Raw genomic sequence first — 14,229 nt, forward strand, 5'->3', positions numbered from 1 at the left:
CAATTTACAATTCATGTTTTGTGCGGTCAAAGAGATATTCAGGTTCTACCCTTGATTGACATTTCCGTAGGTCAGAACTACCATTATGCTTATCAAACAGGATTTTTCGTTATAGAGGGTTTCGTTTGTAAGGAGGAACAATAATGAAACACAAAATCATGCTAATACCTATGATACTAGTCGCCCTGCTAGCACTATCATCATGCATTGTCACGTCAAGTTTAACCAATGTAGAGATTTCGTGTGACGAATTTGCTGAGAATCCTCATAGCATGAGGAACGAATTTCAGGTAGAGATTGGCGATAAAATTACAGTGAAGCTATGCTCAAACCCAACGACAGGTTTTCAATGGGATTATGAAACGACCATAGAAAATGTGTTAAAAGAAGAAGACCATGACTTTGAAGAGCCTAAAGATAAGGGTCTTGTAGGAGCCGCTGGTATAGAAGTTTGGACTTTTGAAGCGGTTGAAAAGGGGACAACTGAAGTGCGAATGGAATACAGCCAGCCGTGGGGAGGTGGCTTGAAGGCAGAATGGACGTACACTGTGACGGTCACGGTTGATCAGGGTTAATCAATAGAAGAATGTCACTCTACTGTGGTGCGGGTTTTCGCTTGTCCACCCCCTCTTCAAATGAGGCAGTAGTATAAAGGATACCCTACGAAGCAACCCCCTGATTCAAGGAATAGAAATATTCTATACTTGTGTATTAACGTGTTCATATAATACTGTCAAAGTAGCTCATCCGGAATGGTTTGCATTCTTTCTAACTGGCAAAGGAGGACTTGCGACAGTGGATTCTGGTTATATGAAAGGATGGTTATTGTGACTGGCTGCAGGTATGGGTATTGGCATATCTATTGAATCCATCTGTCTATTCTTGATTGCGACTCCATTTCCTACCTCCTTATTATCTAAGCAGGGATGTGTCATGCCTGGAGGGCCGACCAAGTAGGGATATCTGTGCTGATGTGGTTGCCGGGAGGGGGGAAGTATCCTCGAAGCAATTCGAGGGCTTCCTGCGGATTTCGGTCAAATCGGCCACCCCCTGGTGTCTTGGGGATGGTGGAACAGCGCCGAGTTAAAAGTCAGTTTAGCTCAACTTAACGTCATCTGCTAGGTCAGGTTGAACAAACCGATGAATTGTGTGATGAGGCTGTATTCTGCCGCAAAATGCAGCCTGCCCAAGAAGCGTTGAACAGTAGACAGCCGGTGTGGGTCAGACGGGTAGCCTGTTCTGTGCCATTTCTCCGGTTGCTTCCAGCACCTTCTCTGCTTCAACCACAATCCGCTCAACCAACTCCTGACAACCAGGTATATCAGTTATGCCACCGATAACCTGACCTATGTCAAAAGTACCAGCCGATTCATCGCCGTCGAATAACACTTTCTCTACTCTGGCGGTACTGGCCGCATAGCGGAGTTGCTGCCACATACTCACTCCCCCCTCACCCTTTCTGGAGCTCAGGCCACTACGAATGAGTTCCCACCACGAAATGCCCAGTAGTCGCTTCGTTTCAACGGCACCTGTGATAGACCCCACTACTGGGAACCTCTTCTTCATGGCATCTTCAGCCTGTTTGTTCCGATACACCCTGGCATTGACCGCCGGGTCGCCAACATCCATATATACCGTATCTTGCTCGGTGGACTGCAGAATCTTCTGTTTCCAATGTTCGCTTAGAGGACATTCCTGGGTTACGGCAAACCTGGTACCCATCGTCACTCCCGAAGCTCCCAGGGCTAGGGCTGCTGCCAATCCTCTACCATCGTAGAAACCACCGGCCGCAATGACAGGGACCTTGACAGTACTGGCAACCATGGGTATCAGTACCATTGAGGTAGCGAAGCCCCCATGTGCCGCCGCTTCGTGACCGGTAATGTTGACGATGTCAACTCCGAGTTGCTCAGCTCGGGCTGCATGTCTCACCAGGGCCACGGTGGCCATGACTTTGCCGCCGTAGTTGTGGACTGCTTCGACCAGAGGGACAATATCGGGGGGTCTTCCCAACGTGTAATTGACGACAGGAACCTTCTCTTCTATAACGACTGCTAGGTTCGCCTTAGCCGTGGGAGACAGGAGTATTTGGTTAATCGCAAAGGGCTTGCCATCAGTGATATCCCTAATTGCCCTGATATCACTTCGCAGACTCTCTGGCGTGTGGCTGGAGATAGCCAGGTTGCCCAAACCGCCAGCATTGCTGACAGCCGAGACAATCTTTGGCTGAGTAAGCCAGTTCATTCCAGCTAGCATGATGGGGTGCCTTATCCCAAGTAGCTCTGTCATCCTGGTTTTCATTAGCAGCCTCCGCTTTCCATGAAATTACCTGTACTCCTGATCGACCAACCGTCACTTGGTTCGAGGTCAATCATCTCGGCTTGTGATGAGTGAATGCTGGTAAGCTGTTGCCAATGATATAAGCATTGCAGATGATTGTCAACCTCGCTGAGCCGAGGCCACACCGTAGCCAGGGTCAGACAACAGAGCCAAACTTAAGCACCTGATACGTCGGCTCAGGTGGTGATGACTATCACTACCACAGAATGGAACCATTCTCAAGGCACACATTATGGCTTTCTGTGCAATGGCCATTCCACCGGCGTACCGCGCTTCCTGGTGTTCCATTGCGCCTGGGCACGCCGGATTCCTTGACACTCGGCAGTTCATAGACCCTTTTGACCTGCACGGCTTTCTTGATGCACAAGACGGCTTCAAACTGAGAGTTGATAGGAAGGGTAACCCCCTGTTGAGACACTTCGGTCAAATATATGATAGGTCACGATCAATCCCATATGATCACACGACCCATGTTGTCAGAATGTTACCTATAACGGATAGGGCTACGCCCACCAGGACGTCTTGCGACTGGGGGTCTTCTCCACAGTAGCATTATCCTTGTTTGCGGTTTGGTGGTGAAACCGTTCTTGGACAAGAGCGCTATCCCATGCTGACTACTGCCGGCCCATTTCCGTTTGAGTTTCGGCTTCTCGGTATTCCTGCTCAGATTCCCTCGGGATTCTTCTTGGCACATCGAAGACCACCTTGTCGATCTTGCCGGTAAATGGAAACTCCCCATCATAGTCCTCTGTGACAGGGGAAAGGGCATCCCGTCCGATATCCATGCCGGCCGCCGAGATGATCCGCAGTACCCTGGGGAAGGATACGGTTCCGGAATCCTCTCCGTTGATGAGCACCGTAGCCCGGCCCTCCTGGTCGATTCGCTCAAAGCGGACGCCCAGGATAGATTTACCCACGGGCACACCTGCCTCGGATGTCACCCGATAGTGAGTGGAAAAGAGGTTGTAATCAAAGATCAGCCGGTTATCCTTGATATAGACGCTCAATCCGCTGGTGTTTGTCCCTCTGGCGACCAGTACACCTTCGGTCTTGTCATCGGGTCGATCAACGTCAACCGTGAGGGTCCAGGAGCGGTTTCCGATTACCGGAGAGGTCTCGGTTGTCATATGGGATACCGGAGGATAGTAGACATACCGCCTGCGTGCAGAAGGGGTGTGCTGCCTTCTGGCGGTTGTGAAAAGCTGGTTGAGCCGATCATCTAGGGGGAGAACGCCATACTTACCGGCCTCGGTCCACCACCGTTCGATCATCGCTCTCAGTTTTTCAGGATGCGATTGAGCGAGATTGTGACATTCCGAGAAGTCCTCTTCGAGATCATAAAGCTCCCACTCGTCCCTTTCGAAGTCCGTGCCGGGCTCATGATAGGCTACCGCTTTCCAGCCATCGCAGTAGAGACCCCGGTTACCGGCCATCTCGAAATACTGGACGTGCTTGTGACTCGGTTCGGCGGCATTTTCCGGCTTAAAGGTGTATGTCATGCTCACGCCTTCGATTGGCTTTTGGGGGATGTCGTGGTAAACCTCGGGTGCTTCCATACCAAGGACGTCCAACACGGTAGGAACGATATCGATAACATGATGAAACTGTCTGCGGATGCTATCTTGCTCCTTGATCCCCTTGGGCCAATGGACAATGAGTGGGTCCCTGATGCCACCACCATGGGTGAAGCGCTTATAGCGCTTAAGGGGCGTATTCCCTGCTTGAGCCCACCCCATGGGGTAGTTGTTGTTGCTCTTCGGTCCGCCGATTTCATCGATACGGGCAAAGCTGTCCTTGAAGCTCTCCGGGATGAGATTGAAACCCTTCATGGTGTCCATCACACCGATCGGCCCACCCTCCATGCTTGCGCCGTTGTCTGCAAGCAGAAAGATCAGGGTATTATCGAGTTCTCCGATATCACCGAGGAAATCGATAAACCGACCCACATGATGGTCTGTGTGGTCCAGCATCCCTGCAAACGCCTCCTGGTAGCGTACAAAGAGTCGCTTTTCATCATCGCTCAGGTCATCCCAGGGACGTACCCCTTCATTGGGTGGCGCCAGATCCGTGTTCTCAGGCACTATGCCAGACGCTTTCTGGCGCTGGAGGTATTCCTCCCGCATCGCGTCCCAGCCCCGGTCAAATCGACCCTTATACTTCTCTATATACTCTTTGGGCGCATGATGTGGTGCGTGGGTGGAGCCGAAACACATGTATAAGAAAAAGGGCTTCTCCGGTACAGTTGATTTTTGGTCTCCAACAAACCGTATTGACATATCCACGATGTCTTCGGTCAGATGATATCCTTCGTCGGGCCTTCGTGGCGGATCCACGGGATGGTTGTCACAAAAAAGCTCAGGGTAGAACTGGTGGGTCTCGCCCTGCAGGAATCCATAGTAGCGATCAAATCCCCTCTGCAGAGGCCAGTTGTCGAAGGGACCCGCTACGGACGTTTCGTCCATGGGTGTGAGATGCCACTTTCCTGTAGCGAAGGTACTGTATCCCTTGGCGCGGAGGATTTCCGCTATGGTAGCAGCGCTGGAGTCGATGCGTCCACGACAGTTGGGAAATCCCGTATTCCAGTTCGACAGCCCCCGCATCCCCACTGAATGATGGTTCCGACCGGTAAGGAGACAGGCACGGGTGGGGGAGCAGAGCGCGGTGGTATGGAAATTACTGTAACGGATCCCACCGGTGGCTAGTCTGTCAAAGTTCGGTGTATCGATGTTGGAGCCGTAGCAACCAAAGTGAGCGAAACCCGTATCGTCGAGAAGGATAAAGACAACGTTGGGGCTTCCTTCCGGGGGAGTAGGAGGATCTGTCCACTCAGGTACCGATTCACTTAATGTGCGACCGACGACACCACCGAAGTTGATATCGCTTGATGACATGATCATCTCCTTTCAGCTGGGATTTCCTATTTCAACTGACGATGAGGAGCCATGCTCCTCATCGTCAGTGGCAGCCCAGTGTCACGGGAACTGCTGAAGAACACGCCGTACGGCCTGGCAAGTCGAACGCCCCGTGCTGAATTGTTGCCCACAGTCTAAGGGTAGACTGAAAGGATGTCAAGCTGTGCGAGGTCTTACTGTAGATGTAGAAAGTTGCCACATGGCGAAACAAACAAAGGAACGATTCCCGGATTGCACAAAATGAACTTTTGTGTCCTAAGGGTGGTCATTCGTCTGGTACTAGCGAATGGCCGGTCAACATCAACAGGCTCCTCGGGTGGCATCGACACGAGCATTATTACCGCCGTGGCCGCGGCAGCCTCCGTGCCAGAGATTACCGAGTCTCGATCTAAGGTGAGTGCACTCAGTCTATACGACGGACCCCACTACATGGTGAGTCCTGGCGTCCACGTGGAACGCCTTTGACTGGGGATCGACGTAGTAGAGCCAGATTGTCTTGCCTACCACGCGTTGTGGTCTCCCACTTAGCTTGAAACCCGAACCGAAGGACCCAGGCTTGATGGATTTCCATCTGGACGGGTCACTCTCATATTTCACAACGACAACCCCCAAGAATTGCCCGGGAAGCGGCCCTTTTCTTTTCTCGCTTCGCGCGCAGTAATTGCGAGCCGCCTGCAGGGCGCTCCGCTCGTTGTCGTATAGGTCCAAGACATGGTCCTTCGCGGCGCCCTCGTTGGGCTGGCCCAGATTTGGGTGAGTGACGATCCGAGTTCCATCGAAGCGTTTGACCAGCCTCAACTGGAAATGCATGTTTGGCGGCAATGTCTTTGCCATTCGGTCCGCCTGGTAGGTGCCTTACCCGTATTGGCAGCCTTCTCTAACCTGTTTCGGAGCTTCTTACCGGAACACGCCCAACCGGGTGTATCTTTGCCACAAAACAGACATTATTCCATATGACCCAACTGGATCAAGAAGACAAATCGTTGTGTAATCATAACACAAAGCAAAGCAGCCTAGAACATACAAAACGCCCGAAAGTGCAACTGCTGTATTCATATCCACGATTTGTTATGCACGGATAATACCTACCGAGAAGGCTCGTCGCATTACTTCCTCTGCCGTTTGTTGTGCTGTCATGCCTTGGGTATCTATCCAAAGCCCGATACCGGATAACTCCCCAAGCATCTCTTCATATAGGTCGATGCAGGATTCAGCTACTGTTTTCTCAATGCGTAAACCGTCACGTTTCAAGGAAACTTCCAGTGGTGGAGCAAGAACAATCATAGCAACAGGGCTTACTGTAATCTTCGATACAAGGTTGTTTAGCCGCTTTGTGTTCGACATGCAATTATCGATTACGGGAAAGAAACCAGCTTGAAAGAAGCTGTTTGCAAGAAGAGCCATGTTCCTCTCCCTGAGTCGTAATTGACGCTCAACTTCTTCTTTATCCTTGGATTCTCCGGGTGGATGAACTCTGCCGGCCACAATAAGATTGTGAATCTCATCACCATTAATGTGAGCACCTCTCGAACAATTTGTGGCAATCAGTTGGGCAACAGTCGTCTTACCGGAACCGGGGAAACCATTAAGAAGCAGGACGCCTGGGGGCTTATATTCTGCGTTCATGTTCATACGATTATCAAAGTCTCTTGAGTAAGGAGAGAAATCATTATACATAAGTCAAAAGAGGCAGTCAAACCTGATAAAGGTATAATGCCAAAGGACACATTTCGCTACATTGTTGGATACGAGGCCCTTGCCGCAGGACCGCTTATCGCCAGTTCCGAGAATCGTTCCATTGTCTGATTTGGTGTCCTACCTTCGAGCGGCAAGATTCCTACTTATCTCCAACTCGTTCCTAACCGGTTTCTTACGCGAATAGTGTAGAGTCCTGACAGAAGAGGACAGATCCGGTATGGGCTGAACAGCACAGAAGGAGCTGTCCTCTTCTACAAGGTCCGGGTGGCAGAACCCTGAGTAACCCACTCAGGAGAGGAGTTCCATTCTCAGCCGCTACTCCTGCTGAAGAGAATGACCTCCAAGCCATGCCATAGTGGCTGCACGGGCAGGGGGCTGGACACTCAAGCCTGAATTGACAAGGGCAGTGTTGTGGACTATAGTGCGCGTATCCGTGTACAGCTAGAACATACGCCTACCCGACCTCAGTACAGCGGCAGGATCCCCCTGAAGGAGCTGGGTGGTGGAAGATGCAAGGGCACCAGAATCGTCAAGTGAAGCGAGGTCCGTACCGCGGAGCAGCCTGGCGAACAACCACCGGGCCGCGCAGACGTGTTGTCGCGACGGCCGTGGAGATAGTGATGCGAATCGACCTTGAACCGAAAGCGCGTGCCTTCGCCGTAACTCTTCGGCCCGTTGTCGAAGCCGATGCGGAGTTCCTGTTTTCCCTGTACGCCAGTACACGCGCTGATGAAATGGCCTTGGTGGACTGGGATGCAGCCCAGAAGGATGCCTTTCTGAGAATGCAGTTCACTGCCCAGACAGCCCACTACGCGAGGTTCTTCCCCCGGGCCGTGCACGAGGTCTTGCTGCTCGATGACCGTCCAATCGGCCGGGTCTACGTCGACACGAATGACGAGGAGATTCGACTGCTTGACATTACCCTGCGGCCTGAACACCGCAACCTTGGCACCGGGACCGCGCTGATGCGGGACCTGATGGACCAGGCCGAGCTGGAGAGAAAACCCATTCGGTTCTACGTATGGGAATCCAATCTCGCAGCCCAGCGGTGGTACAGGCGGCTGGGCTGCCTTGTCACTGACAAACGAGATATCTATATCGCGATGGAGTGGCACCCGCCGCGGATCAGCGAAGGGAGGGAACTAACATGACCGGATCATATGATACGCCTGAGCGTGAGAGGAGTTCGGCCGGCCTGTCACGCCGGAAGTTTCTGAAGTACGCGGGGGGTATTGCCGGGATTGGCGTGCTGGGCATAACCTCTGGATTTGGACTGTCCGGGATGGTCAAAGACCCCAAGCCAGCCGATGTGTCAGGTCGTCTCCAGAAACTCACCTTCGGCAGGCTCCTGGGCGAGGCTTTTGGGTTCCGTAAGGACGCCTTCGATGTCGTTGATCTCGAGCTGGTCGAAGCAGCCGATGCCGGGTCTACGAACATCGACCCGACTGCCGAGTGCTTCTCCCTGCTGTTCAAGGGGCCACGTGCTTCCCCACTCCAGCAGGGCACTTACCTGGTCCAGAACGAGGCAATTGGCGAGTTCCACCTGTTCATTGTCCCCGTCTATCCGGACAGGGACGCCCTGAAGTACGAGGCGGTCTTCAATCGAGTATGACGATTGCTCAATTATTGGCGTTTAGTCATTACAGCGGAGGATAGACCACTATGGAGCCGTTTATTGGAGAGATAAGGATGTTTGCCGGCAACTTCGCCCCCAGGGGATACGCCCTCTGCGATGGGCAACTGCTGACAATTTCTCAGAACGACGCCCTGTTTTCCCTGCTGGGAACAACCTACGGGGGCGATGGCCGGACCACGTTCGGCCTGCCGGACCTGCGCGGGCGACTCCCCGTTCATGCCGGCACCGGTCCCGGATTGACGCAGAGGAGATGGGGCGATAAGGCTGGTGCTGAGAACGTCACGGTCACCGTGGGCCAGCTGCCCGTCCATACGCACACGCCTCAGGCGACAAACATCCCGGGATCCGGCAGTGATCCCGCCGGCGCAGTCCCTGCCGGGGCAACCGGTGGCAGCTACTACACGGCCGAGGAGCCCACCCAGGAAATGAACGCCGGCGCCGTTTCCAGTGCGGGCGGCGGCCAGCAGCACACGAACGTGATGCCCTTCCTCTGTGTCAACTTCATCATTGCCCTGATGGGCATTTACCCGTCCCAGAACTAATGCACGAGGAGACGACTAAGGAGAAAACCAATGAGCGAACCTTTTATCGCCGAAATCAAGATAGTCGGCTTAAACTTCCCACCGCGGGGTTGGGCCTTATGCGACGGTCAGCTGCTGCCCATTTCCCAGAACACCGCCCTCTTCTCCCTGGTCGGCATCATCTACGGCGGTGACGGACGCACTACCTTTGGCTTGCCCAATCTGCAGGGCCGCGCGCCGATGCACCCCGGCACAGGACCGGGGCTCACTTCGCGCAGCCTGGGCCAGCACGCAGGTGTAGAGAATGTGACTCTGACCCAGGGCCAGATACCCAGCCACAACCACAAGGCAATGGGGGCGAGCGCCGAAAACGATCATGAGACCCCTGAGGACAATAGCTGGGGCGTCAATGAGCTGGGCGACCAGTACCGCGATTCGTCGAACACCACAATGGATGCCAATATGCTCAAGCCGGTGGGCAGCAGCCAGCCGCACAACAACATGCAGCCCTGGCTGGGGCTGAACTTCGTCATTGCCCTGATGGGCATTTTCCCGTCCCGGAACTGATGCACAAGGAGACGACCGATGAGTATACCGTTCTTGGGTGAAATCACGATTTTCGGCTTCAACTTCCCGCCGCGAGGATGGGCCTCCTGCGATGGTCAGATACTGCCCATCAACCAGAACCAGGCCCTCTTCTTTCTGCTGGGAACCACCTATGGCGGGGACGGACGTACCACCTTTGCCTTGCCCGATCTCCGCGGTCGCGTGCCGGTCCATCCCGGCGACCATGGTGTTACCTGGGAGGGGACCAAGGGAGGCGGGGAGACGCAGGCCCTGAACACAACCGACGTGCCGGCACACACGCACCAGCTCAGCGCCTCCAATCTCGTTCCCAACCGCGAATCTCCCGGGGGGAACTACCTGGCGGCTTCAGCGCTGAATCCCTATACCCCCGCCAGCCCGGACAAAGAGATGAAACCCGGTTCCATATCAGGCACAGGAAACGGACAAGGACACGAGAACATGCAGCCCTTTCTCGTGCTCAATTTCTGCATTGCATTGCAGGGCGTGTTCCCGTCCCAGAACTAGGTGGGCCCACGAAGTGATGCGGTGAAAACGCGGCGGAATATGGTCATTATGGAGAAACTGACAGGCGCCGATTTCCGGCTCCATCTGAATCAGACGTTTCGGATTCATAAGGAGTCTTCCGAGCCTCTTGAATCCGAGTTGATAGAGGTCTCCGAGGTGGGTCCGGATTCCAGAGAAGGGGAAGCGGCTGCGCGGCGGTCATTCTCTATTCTCTTGCGCGGACCGGCCGAGCCGGTGCTGCCGCAGGCCATCTATCGCATCGAGCACGCCGAGATGGGGGCCCTGGACCTCTTCCTGGTCCCGATCGGCCCGGATAATCAAGGAATGCGCTACGAGGCAGTGTTTAATTAGAACCAGGCATCCTGTGTAGTCCTGTGAGGGGAGTCTATCGTGAAGAGAGCAAGCCGAACCAGAAACAGAGTCCTTAGAATCGGCACTGCGGTGGCCGTGGCCGTCGCCCTGGTGATGACGACCGCTCCGGCAGCCACCGCGGTCACCGGCGCCAACGGCCAGCGTCTCAGCGACATGGGCGGCCTGGGGACGGCCGGTATTCACGTCGCCGACAACCCGGCGGTGGCCTTTAACAGCAACGATAGTGAGTACCTGGTGGTCTGGGAAGGGACCGAGAACGACTCCGCCGTCGAGCAGACGAGGATCTATGGCCAGCGCGTTGACGCCGGGACCGGAGCCGAGATCGGGAGCAACGACTTCCTGATTGCGGCAGCGCCCGGGGATGCCCACCAAGCCCGGGATGCCTTTGCTCCGGCGGTGGCCTACAACTCCAGCGACAATGAGTACCTGGTGATCTTCGTCGGTCAGCCGAATGCGGCGGGCACGGAGTCCGAGGTCTACGGCCAGCGGGTATCGGCCACGGGCACACTGTCTGGAGCTACTTTCCAGATCAGCGACTGCGGAGCGCCCGGCGACACCTCGGCGGATGTCGGGGCGACGTTCGGCTACCCCCTTGACCTGGCTTACAACGCCACCGACAACCAGTACCTGGTCGTCTGGCGTTGTGACGACGTCGGTGACAACGGCATCATCAACGGTGAGTTCGAGATCATCGGGCAGATCGTCAACGCTGACGGCAGCTTGGTACTCGTTGATGATGTCCAGATCAGTCAAGTAGGAGGGGCGAACGGCGCGAATACGCAGTACGACGCCGAATCGCCGGCCGTGGCCTGGAACAGCACCAACAACGAGTACCTGGTCACCTGGGGGGCCGATAACGCAACCCTGGGTGACGATGACCGGGACGGTGACCGGGAGATATTCGGCCAGCGGCTGTCAAGTGCTGGGGCACAGCTCGGGACCAACGACTTCCAGATCAGCACGACCTCGCATGGCGGCCCGGACTCGGCCGTCTCAGATGTCGTCCATAACCCGGACCTCAACGAATACCTCGTCGTCTGGTCCGGCGATATCAATACCGACAATGAGATGGATATCTTCGGGCAGTTTATTGACGGCGTCAGCGGCGTCTTGAGCGGCGGTCACATCGACATAGGCCAGAACGGCACGGCCACCGACCCCGCCAACGAGCCGGAAGTGGTCTACAACAGCCTTGAGGAAGAGTACGTCGTAGTCTGGCAGGCGGCACAGGCCGCTGGTGAGAACGAGGTCTTTGGCCAGCGAATCTCTGCCGCCGGCATCGAACAGGTGCCGGACGATTTCCGCATCTCCGACCTGGGGCCGGAGGGCAACGCCTCCTATGACGCAAACGAGAGCACCGGCCTGGCCTATGCCAGCAGTCCGCTCAACAGCTACTACGTCGTCTGGGGCGGTCAGGACGACCAGGATGGCCAGGTGCTCGGCGAGAACGAGATATTCGGCCAGGCAATTGGGCTTGGGCCGACGGCGGCACTCACCGGTGATGAGACTTTGGGTGAGGGCGAGACCGGCAACTACGATGCCAGCGGTTCTACCTGGAGCCTGGATGCCATCGTGAGCTATGAATGGGATTGGGACTACGACGGCACGACGTTCAATCCATCCGGCGACACGGGTGTAATGCAGACCCATGCTTGGGATGACGATGGGACATACACCGTGGCTGTGAGAGTCACTGATGGTGACGGCAGCACCGACATCGCTACGTTAGTGGTGACCGTCAACGATCTTGGGCTGACGGCGGCACTTACTGGCGATGAGACTTTGGTTGAGGGCCAGACCGGCAGCTACGATGCCAGCGGCTCTACCTCGAGCCCGGATCTCATCGTGAGCTATGAATGGGATTGGGACTACGACGGCACGACGTTCTTTCCATCCGGCGACACCGGTGTAACGCAGACCCATGCCTGGAACGACGATGGGACCCATACTGCGGCTGTGAGAGTCACTGATGATGACGGCAGCACCGACATTGCTACGCTAGTGGTGACCGTCAACGATCTTGGGCCACCGACCGCCCCAGTGGTCGATGTCACCCCTGATGCGCCAGTAACTGGTGATGACCTCCTCTGCTCCATCACTACTGCGAGCACCGACCCCGATGATGACGACATCACCTACTCGTACGCCTGGTACATGAACGCTGTTCACCAGCCAGACTTTGACGGCGAGATCACTGTGCCTGCCGTCAATACGACCAAGGATGAGACCTGGAGGTGCGTAGTTACGCCTTATGACGGCACTAACTATGGGGCCACCGGTGAGGATGAGGTCACTATCGACAATACCCCACCCTCGGTTGATAGTGTCGCCATAGCTCCAGACCCGGCCTACACTGATGATGACCTGACTGCAACTTTGTCAGGCTGGTCTGACCCCGATGGTGACCCTGAGGGTTATCAGTGGCAGTGGCAGAAGTATGATGGTGCCTCCTGGCAGGATATCCCTGGTGCTACCACTGACACCCTAGATAGCTCCAACTGCGTCAAGGATGATCAGATCAAGATCATCTGCACCCCGTTTGACGGCACTGATACCGGTGGCCCTGTCGAGGGTACTATCACCATCTCTAATAGTCCACCGACCGCCCCAGTGGTCGATGTCACCCCTGATGCGCCAGTAACTGGTGATGACCTCCTCTGCTCCATCACTACTGCGAGCACCGACCCCGATGATGACGACATCACCTACTCGTACGCCTGGTATAAGGATGACGTCCTGCAGCCGGGCCTCACTACTGATGCCGTCCCTGCCGCTAGCACGGCAGAGGGAGAGACTTGGAAGTGCGTGGTTACTCCCAACGATGGTACCGATAGCGGCGCGACCGGCGAGGACCAAGCCACTACTGCCTACGTGCCACTACCACCTCCTCCTCCGGAGCTACCCATAGACGAGAACGGCGTGTTCACCGAAACCTACAGCATAGAATCCGATGACGGCAAAGTCGAGTTCACTGTTAATGAAGGTACCACCGGTCTTACTGCAGAAGGTGAACCGCTTTCCGAGATAACCATAGCTGAGATGGCGGACCCACCGGACCCACCAGAAGGCGCCAACGTTATTGGTTTGGCCTACGATCTCGGTCCGGACGGTGCTACCTTCGAGCACCCGGATCCCCCGCCAGCGACGCTTATCTTCCACTATGACCCTGCCGCTGTACCGGAAGGAGTGGATGAGATAGACCTGGTCATCGCTGTATGGGATGCGGACGCTGGTGAGTGGGTTGAGCTAATCTGTACGGTTGACCCCATTAACCATATTATCACCGCAGAATTGTACGGCTTTTCTGCCTTTACCATAATGAGCTTCCCACCTGCGGTGACCACTGACGGTGCTAGCATTGTTGGCACCAATTCAGCCCGGCTAAGCGGTAGCCTGGCTGACATTGGCACGGCTTCTTCGGTGGATGTCTCCTTTGAATGGGGAGAGACACAGGGTGGACCCTATCCCAATGAGACTACTCCGCAGTCAATGAGCTCTACGGGAGACTTGGACTTCGACCTCACTGGTCTCGAACCAGGCACGACCTACTACTTCAGAGCCAAGGCCGTTGGTGCGGGCACTGTCTATGGTGTGGAGATGAACCTTGTCCTGCCTGCTGTTCCGCCGAGCGTTGCCACCAATGACGCTCGTGACATAA

12 protein-coding genes are annotated in these 14,229 nt (G+C 55.2%); 8 read left to right on the forward strand and 4 right to left on the reverse strand.

Going from position 1 to position 14,229, the window contains the following annotated elements; all coding sequences use genetic code 11:
- Positions 1–143: 143 nt before the first annotated feature.
- Positions 144–575 (forward strand): protease inhibitor I42 family protein, encoded by a 432-nt coding sequence (locus VMW13_02460; protein HUV43672.1) that lies wholly within the window; start codon positions 144–146, stop codon positions 573–575.
- Between the two features lie 646 nt (positions 576–1,221).
- Here the strand turns inward: VMW13_02460 and VMW13_02465 are convergent.
- The 4 genes from VMW13_02465 to VMW13_02480 form a co-directional block, all read right to left on the reverse strand.
- Positions 1,222–2,301 (reverse strand): nitronate monooxygenase, encoded by a 1,080-nt coding sequence (locus VMW13_02465; GenBank protein ID HUV43673.1) that lies wholly within the window; start codon positions 2,299–2,301, stop codon positions 1,222–1,224.
- A 653-nt stretch (positions 2,302–2,954) separates the two neighbouring features.
- On the reverse strand, positions 2,955–5,231 hold the full coding sequence (locus VMW13_02470) for an arylsulfatase (GenBank protein ID HUV43674.1): 2,277 nt from the start codon (positions 5,229–5,231) through the stop codon (positions 2,955–2,957).
- A gap of 429 nt (positions 5,232–5,660) precedes the next feature.
- Positions 5,661–6,086: a hypothetical protein gene (locus VMW13_02475; GenBank protein HUV43675.1), complete on the reverse strand. Its 426-nt coding sequence runs from the start codon at positions 6,084–6,086 to the stop codon at positions 5,661–5,663.
- Positions 6,087–6,320: 234 nt separating this feature from the next.
- Complete coding sequence (locus VMW13_02480) at positions 6,321–6,884, reverse strand: AAA family ATPase (GenBank protein ID HUV43676.1); 564 nt, start codon at positions 6,882–6,884, stop codon at positions 6,321–6,323.
- 575 nt (positions 6,885–7,459) lie between these two features.
- Between VMW13_02480 and VMW13_02485 the strand changes: the two genes are divergently transcribed.
- The 7 genes from VMW13_02485 to VMW13_02515 form a co-directional block, all read left to right on the forward strand.
- Complete coding sequence (locus VMW13_02485; GenBank protein HUV43677.1) at positions 7,460–8,101, forward strand: GNAT family N-acetyltransferase; 642 nt, start codon at positions 7,460–7,462, stop codon at positions 8,099–8,101.
- Entirely contained in the window at positions 8,098–8,562 is a 465-nt protein-coding gene (locus VMW13_02490; GenBank protein ID HUV43678.1) for a twin-arginine translocation signal domain-containing protein, read from the forward strand. The genes VMW13_02485 and VMW13_02490 overlap by 4 nt, the downstream gene beginning before the upstream one ends.
- 50 nt (positions 8,563–8,612) lie before the next feature.
- On the forward strand, positions 8,613–9,128 hold the full coding sequence (locus VMW13_02495; protein ID HUV43679.1) for a tail fiber protein: 516 nt from the start codon (positions 8,613–8,615) through the stop codon (positions 9,126–9,128).
- A gap of 30 nt (positions 9,129–9,158) precedes the next feature.
- On the forward strand, positions 9,159–9,674 hold the full coding sequence (locus VMW13_02500) for a tail fiber protein (protein ID HUV43680.1): 516 nt from the start codon (positions 9,159–9,161) through the stop codon (positions 9,672–9,674).
- A gap of 18 nt (positions 9,675–9,692) precedes the next feature.
- Positions 9,693–10,199 (forward strand): tail fiber protein, encoded by a 507-nt coding sequence (locus VMW13_02505; protein ID HUV43681.1) that lies wholly within the window; start codon positions 9,693–9,695, stop codon positions 10,197–10,199.
- Between the two features lie 48 nt (positions 10,200–10,247).
- The gene (locus tag VMW13_02510; GenBank protein ID HUV43682.1) at positions 10,248–10,550 is read left to right on the forward strand and encodes a hypothetical protein; all 303 of its coding nucleotides are present in this window, start codon (positions 10,248–10,250) and stop codon (positions 10,548–10,550) included.
- A gap of 39 nt (positions 10,551–10,589) precedes the next feature.
- Positions 10,590–14,229, forward strand: a 3,640-nt coding sequence (locus VMW13_02515) for a PKD domain-containing protein (GenBank protein ID HUV43683.1), incomplete at its 3' end; no start/stop codon positions are given.

Source organism: Dehalococcoidales bacterium, from assembly GCA_035529395.1.
Taxonomy (GTDB): domain Bacteria; phylum Chloroflexota; class Dehalococcoidia; order Dehalococcoidales; family Fen-1064; genus DUES01.